16 protein-coding genes are annotated in these 16,160 nt (G+C 61.8%); 5 read left to right on the top strand and 11 right to left on the bottom strand.

Annotated features, from left to right (window positions below):
- Window positions 1-13 precede the first annotated feature (13 nt).
- The gene (locus CO657_RS22145; RefSeq protein WP_012559705.1) at window positions 14-478 is read right to left on the bottom strand and encodes an Lrp/AsnC family transcriptional regulator; all 465 of its coding nucleotides are present in this window, start codon (window positions 476-478) and stop codon (window positions 14-16) included.
- A gap of 112 nt (window positions 479-590) precedes the next feature.
- Here CO657_RS22145 and CO657_RS22140 point away from each other — a divergent pair, with 112 nt between their 5' ends.
- A complete protein-coding gene (locus tag CO657_RS22140; RefSeq protein WP_012559704.1) occupies window positions 591-1,493 on the top strand; it encodes a DMT family transporter in 903 nt (300 codons plus the stop codon).
- A 46-nt stretch (window positions 1,494-1,539) separates the two neighbouring features.
- Here the strand turns inward: CO657_RS22140 and CO657_RS22135 are convergent, their stop codons facing one another.
- On the bottom strand, window positions 1,540-2,058 hold the full coding sequence (locus CO657_RS22135; protein ID WP_012559703.1) for a Dps family protein: 519 nt from the start codon (window positions 2,056-2,058) through the stop codon (window positions 1,540-1,542).
- 234 nt (window positions 2,059-2,292) lie between these two features.
- Here CO657_RS22135 and CO657_RS22130 point away from each other — a divergent pair, with 234 nt between their 5' ends.
- Together CO657_RS22130 and cysK are read left to right on the top strand one after the other, a co-directional pair.
- On the top strand, window positions 2,293-2,910 hold the full coding sequence (locus tag CO657_RS22130; protein WP_012559702.1) for a LysE family translocator: 618 nt from the start codon (window positions 2,293-2,295) through the stop codon (window positions 2,908-2,910).
- A 143-nt stretch (window positions 2,911-3,053) separates the two neighbouring features.
- Window positions 3,054-4,016 (top strand): cysteine synthase A, encoded by a 963-nt coding sequence (cysK, locus tag CO657_RS22125; RefSeq protein WP_012559701.1) that lies wholly within the window; start codon window positions 3,054-3,056, stop codon window positions 4,014-4,016.
- A gap of 117 nt (window positions 4,017-4,133) precedes the next feature.
- On the opposite strand, the gene CO657_RS22120 is transcribed toward cysK, so the two are convergent.
- The 6 genes from CO657_RS22120 to CO657_RS22095 form a co-directional block, all read right to left on the bottom strand.
- Window positions 4,134-4,598, bottom strand: a complete 465-nt coding sequence (locus CO657_RS22120) for a hypothetical protein (protein WP_012559700.1) — start codon at window positions 4,596-4,598, stop codon at window positions 4,134-4,136.
- A gap of 391 nt (window positions 4,599-4,989) precedes the next feature.
- Entirely contained in the window at window positions 4,990-6,522 is a 1,533-nt protein-coding gene (locus tag CO657_RS22115; RefSeq protein WP_054182064.1) for a YifB family Mg chelatase-like AAA ATPase, read from the bottom strand.
- 178 nt (window positions 6,523-6,700) lie between these two features.
- The gene (gshB, locus tag CO657_RS22110) at window positions 6,701-7,648 is read right to left on the bottom strand and encodes a glutathione synthase (protein WP_054182065.1); all 948 of its coding nucleotides are present in this window, start codon (window positions 7,646-7,648) and stop codon (window positions 6,701-6,703) included.
- Window positions 7,649-7,734: 86 nt separating this feature from the next.
- Window positions 7,735-8,757: an ABC transporter permease gene (locus CO657_RS22105; RefSeq protein WP_054182066.1), complete on the bottom strand. Its 1,023-nt coding sequence runs from the start codon at window positions 8,755-8,757 to the stop codon at window positions 7,735-7,737.
- Window positions 8,741-10,261 (bottom strand): sugar ABC transporter ATP-binding protein, encoded by a 1,521-nt coding sequence (locus CO657_RS22100; protein ID WP_054182257.1) that lies wholly within the window; start codon window positions 10,259-10,261, stop codon window positions 8,741-8,743. The genes CO657_RS22105 and CO657_RS22100 overlap by 17 nt, the downstream gene beginning before the upstream one ends.
- A 156-nt stretch (window positions 10,262-10,417) precedes the next feature.
- Complete coding sequence (locus CO657_RS22095; RefSeq protein ID WP_054182067.1) at window positions 10,418-11,401, bottom strand: sugar ABC transporter substrate-binding protein; 984 nt, start codon at window positions 11,399-11,401, stop codon at window positions 10,418-10,420.
- A gap of 332 nt (window positions 11,402-11,733) precedes the next feature.
- On the opposite strand from CO657_RS22095, the gene CO657_RS22090 reads away from it, so the two are divergent.
- Window positions 11,734-12,756, top strand: a complete 1,023-nt coding sequence (locus CO657_RS22090) for a LacI family DNA-binding transcriptional regulator (protein ID WP_054182068.1) — start codon at window positions 11,734-11,736, stop codon at window positions 12,754-12,756.
- Window positions 12,757-12,856: 100 nt separating this feature from the next.
- Here CO657_RS22090 and CO657_RS22085 read toward each other — a convergent pair whose 3' ends face one another.
- From CO657_RS22085 to rsmI, 3 genes are all read right to left on the bottom strand, one after another.
- A complete protein-coding gene (locus CO657_RS22085; RefSeq protein ID WP_054182069.1) occupies window positions 12,857-13,360 on the bottom strand; it encodes a cupin domain-containing protein in 504 nt (167 codons plus the stop codon).
- Between the two features lie 118 nt (window positions 13,361-13,478).
- Entirely contained in the window at window positions 13,479-13,847 is a 369-nt protein-coding gene (locus CO657_RS22080; protein ID WP_054182070.1) for a YraN family protein, read from the bottom strand.
- Window positions 13,837-14,754, bottom strand: coding sequence for a 16S rRNA (cytidine(1402)-2'-O)-methyltransferase (gene rsmI / locus CO657_RS22075; protein ID WP_054182071.1), 918 nt, complete (start codon window positions 14,752-14,754; stop codon window positions 13,837-13,839). Before rsmI ends, CO657_RS22080 begins: the two co-directional genes overlap by 11 nt.
- Before the next feature lie 248 nt (window positions 14,755-15,002).
- On the opposite strand from rsmI, the gene dnaN reads away from it, so the two are divergent.
- A complete protein-coding gene (gene dnaN, locus CO657_RS22065; RefSeq protein WP_012559690.1) occupies window positions 15,003-16,121 on the top strand; it encodes a DNA polymerase III subunit beta in 1,119 nt (372 codons plus the stop codon).
- Window positions 16,122-16,160 lie beyond the last annotated feature (39 nt).

The following is a 16,160-nucleotide window of genomic DNA, read 5'->3' as shown; positions in this document are numbered from 1 at the left end:
CTCGTTCGCCGCCTTACTTTTTCCGTGACAGCGGCGGCAGGCGGCGTTTGACGGGCGAGGCTTTGATCATCGCGGTGTTGGTTTCCGCCCGCTCGGCGACCCTGTCGAGGAGACCGTCGAGCTCCGCCATCGAGCGGATGACCAGGCGGGCGATGAAACAATCCTCGCCGGTGACCTTGTCGCATTCGACGATTTCGGGAATCTCCTGGATAAGCCGCTCGACGATGTGCAGCTGTCCCGGCAACGGCCGCACACGGACGATCGCCTGCAGGGGGTAGCCGACGGCGGCAGGATCGAGATCGATGGTGAAGGCCTTGATGACGCCGCGCTCCTCCAGCCGCCGCAGGCGCTCGGCCGCACTTGGCGAGGAAAGCCCCACCTGCTGCGCCAGCTCCTTCAGCGAGATGCGGGCGTTGCCGGCCAGCGCCTCCAGAATGGCCTGATCGGTTTCGTCGAGCGATTGCGCATCATTAGGCATAGTCTCTTTCTTTCCTCATATGATTAGGTGATTTAGATCATACTCCTTTTTATAACTATATAAAATCGTGCACCTCCGCAATATTCTGATGTCATAGAAAACGGAGGTGATCATGAGTGGCGATATCAAAAGAGGCACGGCGGAGATGACGGCGGCGATGCTGATCTCGGGGACGATCGGCTGGTTCGTCGTCATCTCCGGCCAGCCGGTCAGCGGCGTGGTTTTCTGGCGCTGCCTGTTCGGCGCACTCACCCTGCTCGTCATCTGCGGCGCACTCGGGTTGCTGCGGCCCGGCATCCTCACGTGGCGCACCTTCGGCATTGCCGTCTTCGGCGGCGTCGCCATCGTCTTGAACTGGCTGCTGCTGTTTGCCTCCTACTCGCATGCGACGATCTCGATCGCCACGACCGTCTACAATACCCAGCCCTTCATGCTGCTGATGCTCGGCGCGCTGTTTCTCGGCGAAAAGATCACCGCCACCAAGCTGTTCTGGCTGATGCTTGCCTTCGCCGGCATGGTGGCGATCGTTCAGGCAAAACCGGGTGGGAGCGGCAATACGGTCGACGGCTACGGCCTCGGCATCCTGATGGCGCTGGGCGCGGCCTTCTTCTATGCGCTGGCAGCGCTTGCCGCGAAATGGCTGAAAGGCACGCCGCCGCATCTGATCGCGCTGATCCAGGTCGCGACCGGCATGCTGATGCTGGCGCCGATGACCGACTTTTCCCATCCGCCCACGGATCTCGGGACATGGGCGATCCTCATCACCGTCGGCGTCGTCCATACCGGGCTGATGTATGTGCTGCTCTATGGCGCGATCCAGAGGCTGCCGACGCATCTCACAGGCGCCCTGTCCTTTCTCTATCCGATCGCGGCAATCCTCGTCGACCGGCTGGCCTTCGGCCACGCGCTGCAGCCGATGCAGATCGCCGGCGCCGCAATCATCCTCATTGCCGCGGCCGGCATGAACCTCGGCTGGAGCCCAAGATGGCTGCGGCCGCGGGCACTCCAAGGCTGAGAGCCGGGCGTGCCGCACAGATGACACCACGCCCCGACTGCTGATATTATTTCTGCCGCCGGGTCGTTTCGAACAGGAACCAGGTGCGGCGCTCGGACTCGTCGATCCAGTTCTCGATCAGGCTGGCGGTCGCGACATCATTGTGCTCGTCGCAGAGATCGTGCACCTCGCGCAGCAGCGAAACGAGCTGACCGTTATCCTCGCGCAGTTCCGACAGCATGTCCTCGGGCGTGACGAAATCCGCGTCATTGTCGGCGATGCGCTGCTGGCGGGAGATCTGGCCAATGGAGCGCAGCGTCACGCCGCCGATCTTGCGGGCGCGCTCGGCAATGTCGTCGGTCATCGCGAAGATCTGCTCCGCCTGTTCATCGAGCAGCAGATGATAATCGCGGAAATGCGGGCCGGACATGTGCCAATGGAAGTTCTTGGTTTTCATATAAAGCGCGAAGACATCGGCAAGCAGCGCGGTCAGCGCCGCCGAAATATCGGTGACGGCGTTGGTCGGCAGGGTGGAAGGCGTCTTGAGCGGCGAGAGCCTGCGGGTTTCGGCTGAGGTCGGGGACATCAATTCTCTCCTTGGTGATCAAAATCTCGAGAGCGCCGCGCGCCTGTTCGAGAGGCCCAAAGGACGGTCGCGGCGCGCGTGCAGAAAGAGAACTAGCAAGGCCGGATCGCTTTCCAAGTGGATCATGGTGCCGCAGACCTATTCCTTATGATGATGGACCGATCAGCGCCGAAGCATTGATGAAGCCGCGACGCGCGCCTATGGAGAGGCTGCCCAATCTCGTGGATATCAAAGATGAGCCTTACCGCCCTGATCGCCTATGCCGGAGCGCTGTTCATCGCCGCTGCCATTCCCGGACCGGGGATTACCGCGATCGTCGCCCGCGCGCTCGGCTCGAATTTCCGCGAGACCTTCTTCATGGGTCTCGGACTGGTGCTCGGCGACATGACCTATCTCACCGCGGTCATTCTCGGCCTCGCCTTCGTGGCGCAGACCTTCACCGAGGTGTTCATCGCGATCAAAATCGCCGGCGCCCTCTATCTCGGCTATATCGCCTGGAAACTCTGGACGGCGGGACTGCTGCCGCAAGATATCGCGGCGAAGAAATCCAGCAATATCGGCCTGTCCTTCCTCTCCGGCCTGCTGGTGACGCTCGGCAATCCGAAAACCATGCTGTTTTATGTCGCGCTGGCGCCGACGCTGATCGATATCGGCAATATCAGCCTCCGCGACTACGCGATGCTGCTCGCCGTCACCTTCGTGGTGCTGATCGTGGTGCTGGTGCCCTATATGCTGCTGGCTTCGCGAGCCCGGACGATGCTGAAAAAGCCGCATGCCTTGAAGGCGCTGAACCGGGTTGCGGCCGGCATCCTCGCCGGCACGGCGGCCTTCATCGCCACGCGGGCGGCCTGAAATAAACATCCGGCAAGAAACGGTTTTCAAAGCTTTTTTTCTCCGCGTCCCGCTCTCCCTATACGAACGCGGTCTGGTCTCTTCAGCCCTTTGACCCTATTCTCCTCCTGATTTCAGGAACAGGATTTCAAAGGGAGGCACTCATGTCGCACAAGCCCGGCCGCGGCCGCATCTATTCCTCGATCACCGAGACCATCGGCAACACGCCGCTCGTGCGCTTCGACAAGCTGGCGCGGGAAAAGGGCGTGGTAGCAAATCTGATCGGCAAACTCGAATTCTTCAACCCGATCGCCTCCGTCAAGGACCGCATCGGCGTGGCGATGATCGAAGGCCTGGAAGCACAGGGCAAGATCACGCCAGGGAAGACGGTGCTGATCGAGCCGACCTCCGGCAACACCGGCATCGCGCTCGCCTTTGCCGCCGCCGCCAAGGGCTATCGGCTGATCCTGACCATGCCGGAAACCATGTCGGTCGAGCGCCGCAAGATGCTGGCGCTGCTCGGCGCCGAGCTGGTGCTGACCGAAGGCCCGAAGGGCATGAAGGGCGCCATTGCCAAGGCCGAGGAACTGGCAGGGTCGCTTCCCGACGCCATCATTCCGCAGCAGTTCGAAAATCCGGATAATCCCGAGATCCACCGCAAGACGACGGCCGAGGAAATCTGGAACGACACCGAAGGCGCCGTCGACATCGTCATATCAGGCATCGGCACCGGCGGCACGATCACCGGCGTCGGCCAGGTGCTGAAGAGCCGCAAACCCGAAATCCAGATCATCGCCGTCGAGCCCGCCGATTCCCCGATCCTCTCCGGCGGCAATCCCGGCCCGCACAAAATCCAGGGCATCGGCGCCGGCTTCGCCCCAAAAATCCTCGATACCGGCATCTATGACGAGGTCGTGACCGTCACCAACGACGAGGCCTTCGAACAGGCGCGCCTCGTCGCAAGGCTCGAAGGCGTGCCGGTCGGCATCTCCTCGGGCGCGGCGCTGGCGGCGGCGATCAAGGTCGGAAGCCGTCCGGAGAATGCCGGCAAGAACATCGTCGTGATCATTCCGTCCTTTGCGGAGCGTTATCTTTCGACGGCGCTGTTTGAAGGGCTGGGCAGCTAAAGTTAGCTGTGGCCCGCTCTTTCCTCCGGCAATTTCTTGCAAAATATCGGGGCGCTTCGGCGCCCCTTCTTTTGTGCCGTCACCTGCATCCCAATCGAAGTGGGACGAAGTTCTGCGTTAGTTCGTAATAACGAATGTCGATGTCCCACCCGAGCTGGTTGAATCCAAATGTTTGCCGACTTTCGCCATGACCTCCTTCAGCGTCGCGGTCAAACGATTCAACTCCGTGTGCTCTCTCGTTCGCTCCGGAGCATAGCGCGATATGATGTACTCACGCTTTGCTGTCATTGCCTCCAGATGCCGGGCGGTCTTTTTTCTCAGTTGAAGTTTAGCAACAAACGTTGGCTCAGCGAGGTTGTGCATCCGTTTTCGTATTTCCTTTGGAGCAACGCCCTCGTGGCGGAGAAAGGCATTTAGATAGAGTTCAATAGCGTGAATGGCGCACATTCGAGCCGGCGCAATAGATAGCACAACTTGCTTCTGACCACTGCTAAACAGGAGTTTGGAAGCGCGAGAGTAGGCATTTGCCAAGTCTAGAACTTCCAAGGGCTTGGCATTCGAGCCCGGATATTCGTTACTCATAAGCATCCCCGGCAACAGGCTTTCTCATCCGTTACCTCCGATCGACTATGTCGAACGTACCGCCATCCTTCTCGAAATTTTTCAGCCGAAGCTAATATTTGTAAAGAGCGACGAAGTGAGGAGAGGCCCTTACCCCTAACGGATAAGCAACACAGAGGGACGCTCAAATCGGCGTCTTAGTCAGCTTCGGCACCACTTGCGGCAGATCAGCCCCGTGCCAACGGCGATCGCAGCCGGCAGCACGCCCGCTATGGCAGCAATCAATCGTCCCGAAGCTTGGGTTCGCCGGCGGCGACGTAGTTTCATAATCCGGCAGCGCTCAGTGGGAATGTCGCTGAGTAGCAGCCACCAGCGCAAGCGCGATCCAAGATATCTGCGGCATCCGCCCTTCTCAGGCCGCCGCCGTCAACCTCTCGCCAGCGATCCTGTAGGAGATCGCCTCCGCCAGATGGATACGGCCGACCGTCGGTTTGCCGTCGAGGTCGGCCAGCGTGCGGGCGACCTTGAGGACGCGGTGGTAGCCGCGGGCGGAGAATTTCATTTTTTCGGCGGCATCGCGCAAGAGCTGCAGGCCGCCGGCGTCGGGTTCGGCGAGTTTTTCGATCATGGATGTGGAGCAGCGGGCGTTGGTGCCGATGCCCTTGGCGCCGGCGGCCTCGAAACGCTGCTGCTGGATCTCGCGGGCGCGGGCGACGCGGCGGGCGACGTCGGCGCTGGTTTCCGCCGCCATCGGCCGGATCAGATCGGCGGCGGAGACCGCGGGCACGTCGATGCGGATATCGATGCGGTCCATCAGCGGACCGGAGATGCGGGCCTGGTAATCGCTCATGCAGCGCGGGCCGCGGGCGCAGGTGTGGCCCGGCTCGCCGGCCATGCCGCAGCGGCAGGGGTTCATCGCCGCGATCAGCTGGAATTTCGCCGGATAGGAAACGCGGTGGTTGGCGCGGGCGATGACGCATTCGCCGCCTTCGAGCGGCTGGCGCAGCGCATCCAGAGCCTGCGGCGTGAATTCGGGGAACTCGTCGAGGAAGAGCACGCCGTGATGGGCAAGCGAGGCTTCGCCGGGCCGGGCGCGGATGCCGCCACCGACGAGGGCCGCCATGGTGGCGGAATGATGTGGGGTGCGGAACGGCCGGCGGTCGGACAGCTTGCCGCCGGTGAGCTGGCCGGCGATCGAATGGACCATCGAGACTTCAAGCAGCTCGGCGGCCGAGAGCGGCGGCAGGATCGACGGCAGCCTTGCCGCCAGCATCGATTTGCCGGAACCGGGAGGCCCGACCATCAGCAGATTGTGGCCGCCGGCGGCCGCCACTTCGAGCGCACGCTTGGCGCTTTCCTGGCCCTTGATCTCGGCAAGATCCGGCAGGTTGGCGGCATTGGCGCGGATCGATGCTTCCGGCCTAGATAGTACCTGCGTGCCGCGAAAATGATTGGCAAGGGCAATCAGGCTGCGCGGGGCGAGGATATTGACCTCGGCGCCGGCCCAGGCGGCCTCGGCGCCGCTTTCGGCCGGGCAGATCAGCCCCTTGCCGAGCGCATTAGCGCCGATGGCTGCCGGCAGCGCGCCCGATATGGCGGCGATCGTGCCATCGAGGTTGAGCTCGCCGACGACGACATACTCCGACAGTGCATCGGCGGGAATGGCGCCGAGTGCGGCCATCAGGGCAAGCGCGATGGGAAGATCGAAATGCGAACCCTCTTTCGGCAGATCGGCCGGCGCCAGATTGACGGTTACCCGCTTGCCCGGCAGCGCCAGGCCGGAGGCATGAAGGGCGGCCTGCACACGCTCGCGGCTTTCGGCCACCGCCTTGTCAGGCAGGCCGACAATCTGCATGCCGATCTTGCCAGGCGCGATCATGACCTGGACCTCGACCGGCACCCCTTCGATGCCCTGAAATGCCACCGTACTGACACGCGCGACCATAAACCCATCCCCCTGCCCGCAAACTCTTATACCGCCCGCAACCCTTCAGGGCCAGCGGTTGCAATCTGGCACGGAAGCGGGAATAAAACAAGAACAAGAAAGGAACGTAGTCAGATATAGACTGTGACCAAGGTTGTACCCGGTCACAGTGGCTGCGTGGGGTCGCAGCGCCGCAGGCTCAGCCGCGCTTGCGCTCGATCGCATCCCAGAGCAGGCTTGCGATATCGGCGCCGCCGAACTTCTTGACCTCGCGGATGCCTGTCGGCGACGTCACGTTGATCTCAGTCATGTAATCGCCGATCACATCGATGCCGACGAGCAGGAAGCCGCGGTCTCGCAGCGCCGGGCCGATCCGTTCGCAGATTTCCTTCTCGCGCGGCGTCAGCTCGGTCGCCTCGGCGCGGCCGCCGACATGCATGTTGGAGCGGCTGTCATGTTCGGCCGGCACGCGGTTGATGGCGCCGGCGAATTCGCCGTCGACGAGGATGATGCGTTTGTCGCCCTTGCGCACATCAGGCAGATATTGCTGGGCGATGAAGGGCTCGCGGAAAAGCTGGCCGAACATTTCGAGCAGCGAGGAGAGGTTGCGGTCGTCGCGGGTCGAATGGAAGACGCCAGCGCCGCCATTGCCGTAAAGCGGCTTCAGGATGATATCGCCCATCTCGTCGCGGAAGCGGCGAATCTCGGCGGCATCCTTGGTGATCAGCGTCTTCGGCATCAGGTCGGAGAATTCGGTGACGAAGATCTTTTCGGGCGAATTGCGCACCCAGGCCGGATCATTGACGACAAGCGTCTTCGGGTGGATGCGCTCGAGCAGATGCGTCGAGGTGATATAGGCCATGTCGAAGGGCGGGTCCTGGCGCAGCAGCACGACATCCATTGTGGAAAGATCGACGCGCTCAGGCGCGCCAAGCTCGAAGTGATCGCCCTTGACGTCGCGCAGCAGCATCGGCTCGACGCTGGCATAGAGCTTGCCGTCGCGGAAGCTCAGGCGCTCAGGCGTGTAATGGAACAGCCGGTAGCCGCGTGCCTGGGCTTCCAGGCTCATGGCGAAGGTGGAGTCGCCCGCAATATTGATGCCGGCGACATGATCCATCTGGACCGCTACATTGGTGATCTTGGCCATTTCCGTCCCTCGCTGAATGCCGGACAGATGTAGGTCGGCCCGGTATCAAACGCAACGGTCAATCAAAGGCTTCCGGCGCCACCTAATTACCGTGTTTCAAGGATCCGCATCAGCCGGCCGCGATAGCTGTCGAGAATGACGGCGAGCACGATGACGGCGCCGATGACGATCGGCTTGATATTGTCGTCAGCGCCGAGCAGCTGCAATCCGGTCGACAGCACCTGCAGAATGCAGGCCCCGACCAACGTGCCGATGATCGAGCCCTTGCCGCCCGAGAGGCTGGTGCCGCCGATGATGACGGCGGCAATGGCGTTCAGCTCGTAGCCGATGCCGGCGACCGGGCTGCCGACATTGAGACGCAGCAGATAGACCATGGCGGCGATACCGGCGGTCAGCCCTGAGATGGTGAAGACGGCGATCTTGTATCGCTTCGGCTGATGCCCCGAGAGACGGACAGCCTCTTCATTGGTGCCGATCGCGAAGACGAAGCGGCCGAAGACGGTGTAGCGCAGCACGAACCAGCCAATCAGGACGACGACGATCGCAATCATGAAGATCGACGGGAATATGCCCCAGAAGATCAGGTTGCCGAAATCGACGAAAGGCTGCGGCAGACCGGTGATCGTCGAATTGTCGCTGACGACGCGGGCCAGGCCGCTTGCGACGTTCAGCATGCCGAGGGTGACGATGAAGGAGGGAAGCTTCCACTTCTCGCAGATCCAACCATTGACGGCGCCAAGCGCAGCACCGGTGCCCATCGAGGCCAGACAGGCGAGAACAATCGCCTGCCAGGGCGAAAACGCCGGATTGATCATGATCGTGGCGCCGATCACCGTGCAAAGGGCAAGGAGCGATCCCACCGAGAGATCGATGCCGCCGACGAGGATGACGAAGGTCATGCCCGCGGCAAGCACGGTGTTGATGGCGATCTGCACGAAGATCTTCAGGAAATTCTCAGGCGTGGCGAAATAGGGTGCCGTCGCCGAGAAAAACGCCAGGATCAGGATGAGGGCAATGGCGACGCCCGCCTCCTTCATCGAGATCCGGATAAGCTTGTCCCAGAAGCGCGCCTCTTTCGCCTCGGTCTGTTTTTCAATGCTGGCGGACACGGCTGTACTCCTTGTAGGCGAGCGAAAGGATCCTGCTTTCGTCAAATTGTTCCCGAACGATTTCGCCCGCGATCTTGCCGTCGGAGAAGACGATGATGCGATGGCAGATACCCATCAGCTCCGGCAAGTCCGAAGATACGACCAGGACACCTTTTCCTTCGGCTGCGAACTTCCACAGGAGTTCATAGATTTCAGCCTTGGCGCCGACGTCGATGCCGCGGGTCGGCTCATCGAAGATCAGCACCTTTGGGCCGCGAAACAGCCATTTGGCGATGACGACCTTTTGCTGGTTGCCTCCGGAAAAGGTCCTGACGGCCTGGTGAATCGAGGGTGTCTTGATCCGCAGTTCGCGCACGAGGCGCTGCGAATGATCGTCCTCCGCTTTCCGGTTGATCAAGCCGTTGCGGGAGATCTTGCCGAGATCGGTGATGGTGGCATTCTGGGCGCAGCTCATATCGAGCATCAGGCCCTGCATCTTGCGGTCTTCGGTCGCCAGGCACAGGCCGGCGGCCACCGCATCCTTCGGCGAATTGATCTCGACCGGCTCGCCGTTCAGGCGAATTTCACCTGCGGCTTTGAGGTCGGCGCCGAAGAGGGCGCGCACAGCCTCGGTGCGGCCGCTGCCGACAAGGCCGGCGATGCCGACGATTTCGCCCTTGCCGACGGAAAAGGACAGTTCGGGGCTGTTGCGCGTCACCTTCAGACCGGAGACACCGAGCGCTTCGCCGGATACCGTGCTGTCGCCTTTAAAAATGCCGTGATCGGCAAGCTTGCGTCCGACCATCAACTCGACGATCTCGGGGATCTCAAGTCCGGAGAGCGGCCGGGTGATCACATGCTGGCCGTCGCGCAGCACCGTCACATCGTCACCGACGTCGAAGATCTCCTCCAGACGGTGGGAGATATAGAGCGTGGTGACGCCGCGCTGCTTCAAGCGCTTCAGAATTTCGAAGAGGCGATCGACCTCCTTAGAGGTCAGGGTCGCCGTCGGTTCGTCGAGAACGAGAAGCTTGCTTTCGTAACACAGCGCCTTGGCGATCTCGACCAGCTGCAGCTGCGCGACACTGAGGCGGCTCGCCAGTGTCGTCGGGGCGACATCGAGGCCGACCTCTTCGAGGAGTTCGGCCGCTCTGGCGTTCATCGCCTTGTAGTTCACTAGGCCGTATCGGCGCGGCAGATGTTCGAAGAGCAGGTTTTCGGCAACCGTCAGGTTGGAGAGGGGATGCAATTCCTGGTGAATGACACGGATGCCGGCCTTGAAGGCCTCAAGCGGCGAGGCCGGATGGTAAGGCTTGCCGTCGAACAGGATATGGCCATCATCCGGCCTGAAGACACCGCCGAGCAGATTGATCAGCGTCGACTTTCCGGCACCGTTTTCGCCGAGGAGAACGTGCCCTTTGCCGCGGCCGATCCGCATCGAGACATCCTTGAGCGCCACGACGCCCGGGAAGCGCTTGCCGATTCCTTCCAGCCTCAGGATGTCGTCATCTGCTGCGTCTGACACGTCGACCTCATGCACGATTAGGCGATCCTCCACGGAAGGCGCATCGGAGAGGCTCGAAACAAGCCTCCTCCGGAGCAATCAACGCGTCGATCGGTTGGTAGTCGTTGGCGCCGGCAGCAAGCCGGCGCCTCTTTGTCCTGTCGTCGGAAATCCCGATTATTTCAGATCGGCAGAGGTGACGAGCTTGACGTCGGTCTTGACCCAGCCGGTGAATTTTTCGCCGGCAAGTTCCCGCATGCCATAGTCGATGCCCATGACGGCCATCTGCGCGCCGTACTGCTCGACGGTGGCGAGCATCTTGCCATCCTTGATCAGCGGCTGAACCGGCGGGATGTTGTCGAAGCCGACGACCTTGATCTTGCCGGCCTGGCCGGCCGCATCGAGGGCCTTGACGACGCCGAGCGCCATGGAGTCGTTGGCCGCCATCACGCCTTGAATATCCTTATACTTCGTCAGGAAATTCGTCATGACGGTGTTGGCTTCTTCGGTCTCCCAATGGGCGGTCTTGCTGTCGAGAAGCTCGAGCTTGCCCGATTTGACGGAGTCCATGAAGCCTTCCTTGCGCTCCTTGGCATTGTCGGCCTCGGGGTTGCCCTCGAGGATGACCACCTTGGCGCCGGGACCCAGATCCTTGGCAAGCGCATCGCCGGCAAGCTTTGCGCCTTCCTTGTTGTCAGGACCGAAGAAAGCCAGATCGATACCGGCCTTCTTCTTGGCATCGGCATCGAGCGGCACGTCGATATTGATGACCTTGACGCCAGCCTTGACCGCCTTTGCCAGCGGCGTTGCCATTGCCTTTGAATCGGCCGGTGCGACGACGATGATATCGTATTTCTGGGTGACGAAGTTCTCGACGGCGTCGACCTGCGAGGCGAAGTCACGCTCGTCTTTCATGCCGACGGCTTTGAAATCGAACTTGTCCTTGTTCTCGGCCGCATATTTATCGGCGCCGGCCTTCATCTGCTTGAAGAACTCATTCGACAAGGATTTCATGATCAGGCCGACCTTCGGCTTCTCGGCCGCAAAGGCCGGCGATACGCTGCAGGACAGCGCCAGCACCAGAGTGCCGGCGAGGCCGAGCTTCAAGGCCGCACGGCGCGGTGCATTGATCAAGACGGATTCACGCTTAAAATTGGACATTTTTTCCTCCCGAACGGCCCTGGGCTCAGCTCCATCTGAGTTGCCCGCGGCAAATGAACCGTTTCCAACGCCAAATGGGTAACACGCCTCCGAAAATTGTCAAGCAGCCAAAACTGCGCCATAGAGCGAGCCGCATTGCAACGCTTAACGCATATTGACATGCGCACGATGAACCGTTTCCATGTGTTCGGGCTGGCGCTGCTCTGATGTTCCGCCGCCGGAACCGAGACACGGCCCTTTGACTAGGGGCCTGAAGACCATTAGCTGGAAGCCAGGATCAGGCGCCCTCGGGCGTGTTGCGCAGGCGAAGATGAAGGGCATCTATTTCAATCATGTCAAAGGTCGGAATCAGGGACGTTGCCAGGCTCGCGGGTGTTTCCACCGGCACCGTTTCCCGAGTCTTGAACGATCATCCCTCGGTGACCAAGGAATTGCGGGCGCGGGTCGGAGAGATCATCAAGGACCTGGGTTATCTGCCCGACCCGTCGGCAAGAAGCATGCGCAGCAAGGTCAGCCGCCTGATCGGCATCGTCATCCCGGATCTGACCAATCCGTTCTTCTCCGAACTCGTGCAATCGGCGGAGCAGGCGGCGGCCAATCACGGCTATAATATCATCGTCATGACCTCGCTCGATCATGCGGCCAAGGAGGCCGATCGGATCAAGCAGCTGACGAGCCGGAAGGTCGACGGCATCATTCTCGTTCCCAGCAATGATTTCCATACGATCAAGCTGCCGAAAGGATTGCCGATCGTCGTCGTCGACCGTCTGATGCCCGGATATTCCGGCATTGCCGCCGATCACCGCAATGGCGTTCGCTTGGGTGTCGAGCACCTTCTGAAACTCGGCCATCGCCGCATCGGCTTCATCTCAGGACCCGGACACTCCGTCCCCGCCAATGACCGCCTCAGGGGTTATCTCGACGCAATCGAACAGGCGGGGGAGCAGGCGGACGGCGGCGCGACAATGGCCGGACCGCCGCTGATTGCCGAGGCGGCTTTCGACTATGAGAGCGGCCGTTCGGCGGGAAATTATCTTCTGGCGCGGGCGCGCAACGAGCGGCCGACGGCGATCTTTGCCAGTTCGGACCAGCAGGCGATCGGCTGCATGCGGGCGGCGCATGATCTGGGAATTCCGGTTCCTGCAGCCCTTTCCATCGTCGGCTTCGACGGTATCCCGCTTGCTAGCATGACGACGCCGCGCCTGACGACGGTGAAGCAGCCGATCCAGGACGTCGCCGCCGCCGCGGTCGCCGTTCTGCTGAACAAGCAGACCGCGCCCGAACTCGACGATCCGATCCTGTTTGCCTGCGAGGTTTTAGAGGGGGAAACGACCGCCCCGCCTCAGCCGGATTAAAAGCAATTCCAGGAAAAGTGTGAAGCGGTTTCCCAGGCAAAGCGCGAAGCGCTCTTGCCGGGAATTGCGCAAAAACAAAAAGCATAGTCGCCGGAAATTCTCAGGCGGCGATGCCCTGATTGCCGCCATTGCGCAGCATGTTGCGGAGGCGATAGGCGATCGCCAAGGGCTTGGGGAAAGGCTTGCGCAGGAAGGCAACCTTGCGGACGTAATTGTCGACCCGCCAGCTCGCCCAGGTGCCGCCAGCGAAAAAGGCGACATCGCCGGCTGAGAGCGTGCGTTCGGTGCCGTCCTCGGCGGTGATATGAACCTCGCCTTCGAGGATCATCACGGTCTCGTCCCAGCCGAAATACCAGCGGAATTCACCTGATGTGCAATCCCAGATCGCCGTCAGCGAGGCCTCGTCGTGACCGCGCGAATGTTCTGCGGTGCGGGCCTGCGGATTGCCGCTGACGATCCAGTCTGGATTGATCGGCGTCGACTTCAGCGGCAAGAGATCGCTCGCATGCGCGACGAAGGATTTCCCGGCCGGCTTCACCACGGCATAAGGCACCGAGCGCGCAGCCATGGCGACCGCACTTGCAAGCATCAGCTTCCAGGCCATGAAACAACCCCCAATTACTATCCCTACCGCGATTTGAGGTAGCAGACAGTCGTAAGGACCTGGTTCACGCGGGGACTAAAAGTTTAACGATTGGGAAAGTGTTCAGTTGAAAGAGAGGTCAGAAGGCATCGGGAAAATGCCGCGGCAGCCGGCCCGGCATGACCGCGACAATATCGTAACGTTGGGAAAGCTGGGCCTGGTCCGCCTGGCGGGCGAGCCAGAGATCGCTTGCCGCCCGTATGCGCTTTTGCGCGATGACGGAGACGGCATCGACGGCCGCGGCCTCACCATGGCGGGCCTTGACCTCGACGAAGACGGCGAGATCGCCTTTGCGGGCAATAATGTCGATCTCGCCGAGCCGGGTGCGGTGGCGCAGCGCCAGGATGCGATAACCCTTCAGCATCAGAAAGACGGCGGCGACATATTCCGACATCAGGCCCCGGCGCAGCGCCTTCCTTTTCAGGGCGGTGCGATCGTTATCGGCCATCGGCTCCCTTCAGCTCCAGCAGGCGCTGGTAGAGTACCTTGCGCGGCAGGCCGGTGAGGCGGGCCGCCTCGGTCGCGGCCTTGGCCGTCGGCATGGTCTTTGAGAGATCGGCCAGCACCGCTTCGACATCGGCCTCGGGCGTTTCCACAGGCTCCGGCGGGCCGACGACGAGGACGATCTCGCCCTTGACGTTTTCCACCTGCTGATAGTGTGCGGCAAGCTCGCCAAGCGTGCCGCGGCGGAACTCCTCATAGGTCTTGGTCAGCTCGCGGCAGACGGAGGCGGGCCGCGCAGTGCCCAGCACATCGGCGGCGGCAAGCAGCGTGGCGCCGATGCGATGCGGCGATTCAAAGAAGATCAGCGTCGCCGGGGCTGCGGCGAGTTCACCCAGACGATCGCGGCGGGCCTTGTCCTTGACCGGCAGGAAGCCGGCGAAGAGGAAGGCATCGTTCGGCAGGCCGGAGCCGACAAGGGCTGCGAGCGGCGCCGAGGCGCCGGGAATGGGGATGACGCGGTAACCTGCCGCAATCGCCTGCTGCGCCAGCCGATAGCCGGGATCGGAGACCAGCGGCGTGCCGGCATCGGAGACCAGCGCCACCGAGCGGCCGGCCTCCAGCGCCTGCAACAATCGCGGGCCGGCCTCGTCGGCATTGTATTCGTGATAGGCGAAGGGGCGGTTCTGGATGCCGTAGCGGTCGAGCAGCACGCGGGTGACGCGCGTATCCTCACAGGCGAGCACATCGGCGCCGGCGAGCGTTTCCAGCGCCCGCAGTGTGATATCGCCGAGATTGCCGATCGGAGTGGCGACCAGATAAAGCGCCGGCTCCAGCGGCCGCGCCGGCACCGCCATATTGTGCAGGCGGAAGCTTCGCCGGGTGGCGGCCTGCTCTGTCGTTTCCTCATTCATGCCATTTGCTTTCGTCCCGCCGTCATCGCGCCTTTATGGGCGAGCGGCAAGGGTTCGGCAAGGGTTCGGATTTCTGTGAGAATTGCTCTGGAAAACCGCAAATGCAGGCGTTCGGCCCTGCATGCCTCTTGCAATCCGATGCTGAAGTCTGCCATTTTGCCCGTCCACTCCCCCGGTCTCAGGCCGGGAAAGCATTCTTCGGGTGCTCGATGCGCCCGGACAGTCACGGTCGAAAGCGGTAGCATTCCATGCGTATTACTATTGAGCGGTCAAACCTGTTGAAATCGCTGAACCACGTGCACCGCGTGGTCGAACGTCGCAACACGATCCCGATCCTGTCCAACGTATTGCTCAAGGCCGACGGCCAGAACCTCGACATGAAGGCGACCGACCTCGACCTCGAAATCACCGAGGCGACGCCGGCAAGCGTCGAACAATCAGGCGCCACCACCGTTCCGGCCCACCTTCTCTACGATATCGTGCGCAAGCTTCCCGACGGCTCGGAAGTGCTGCTCGCCACCAGCAGCGATGGCGGCTCGATGACCGTGCAGTCCGGCCGCTCGAAATTCTCGCTGCAGTGCCTGCCGGAATCCGATTTCCCGGATCTGACTGCCGGCACCTTCACGCATTCCTTCAAGCTGAAGGCGACCGATCTGAAGATGCTGATCGACCGCACGCAGTTTGCGATCTCGACCGAGGAGACGCGCTATTATCTCAACGGCATCTTTTTCCACACGATCGAGAGCAAGGGCGAGCTGAAGCTCCGGGCAGTCGCCACCGACGGCCATCGGCTGGCGCGCGCCGATGTCGATGCACCCTCCGGCTCCGAAGGCATGCCCGGCATCATCATTCCGCGCAAGACGGTCGGCGAGTTGCAGAAGCTGGTCGACAATCCGGAGGTGACGGTGACCGTCGAGGTCTCCGACGCCAAGATCCGGCTGACGATCGGCTCGATCGTCATGACCTCGAAACTGATCGACGGCACCTTCCCGGATTACCAGCGGGTCATCCCCACCGGCAACGACAAGGAAATGCGCGTCGATTGCACGACCTTCGCCCAGGCCGTCGACCGCGTCTCCACAATTTCCTCCGAACGCGGCCGTGCCGTGAAGTTGGCGCTGTCCGAGGGACAGCTGATGCTGACCGTCAACAATCCGGATTCCGGCAGCGCCACGGAAGAAGTCGCCGTCGGCTACGACACGGATGCGATGGAAATCGGCTTCAATGCCAAATACCTGCTCGACATCACCGCGCAGCTTTCCGGCGAGGAAGCGATCTTCCTGCTTGCCGATGCCGGTTCGCCGACGCTGATCCGCGACACGGCCGGCGACGATGCGCTTTACGTGCTGATGCCGATGCGCGTCTGACGGGAACGAAGGCCATCCGTCTCCGTTTTTCCTCCTGTT

It is taken from the genome of Rhizobium acidisoli, assembly GCF_002531755.2.
GTDB classification, from domain to species: Bacteria; Pseudomonadota; Alphaproteobacteria; order Rhizobiales; family Rhizobiaceae; genus Rhizobium; species Rhizobium acidisoli.
The sequence above is the reverse complement of the archived record's forward strand: the minus strand, read 5'-3'. Positions and strand labels throughout refer to the sequence as shown.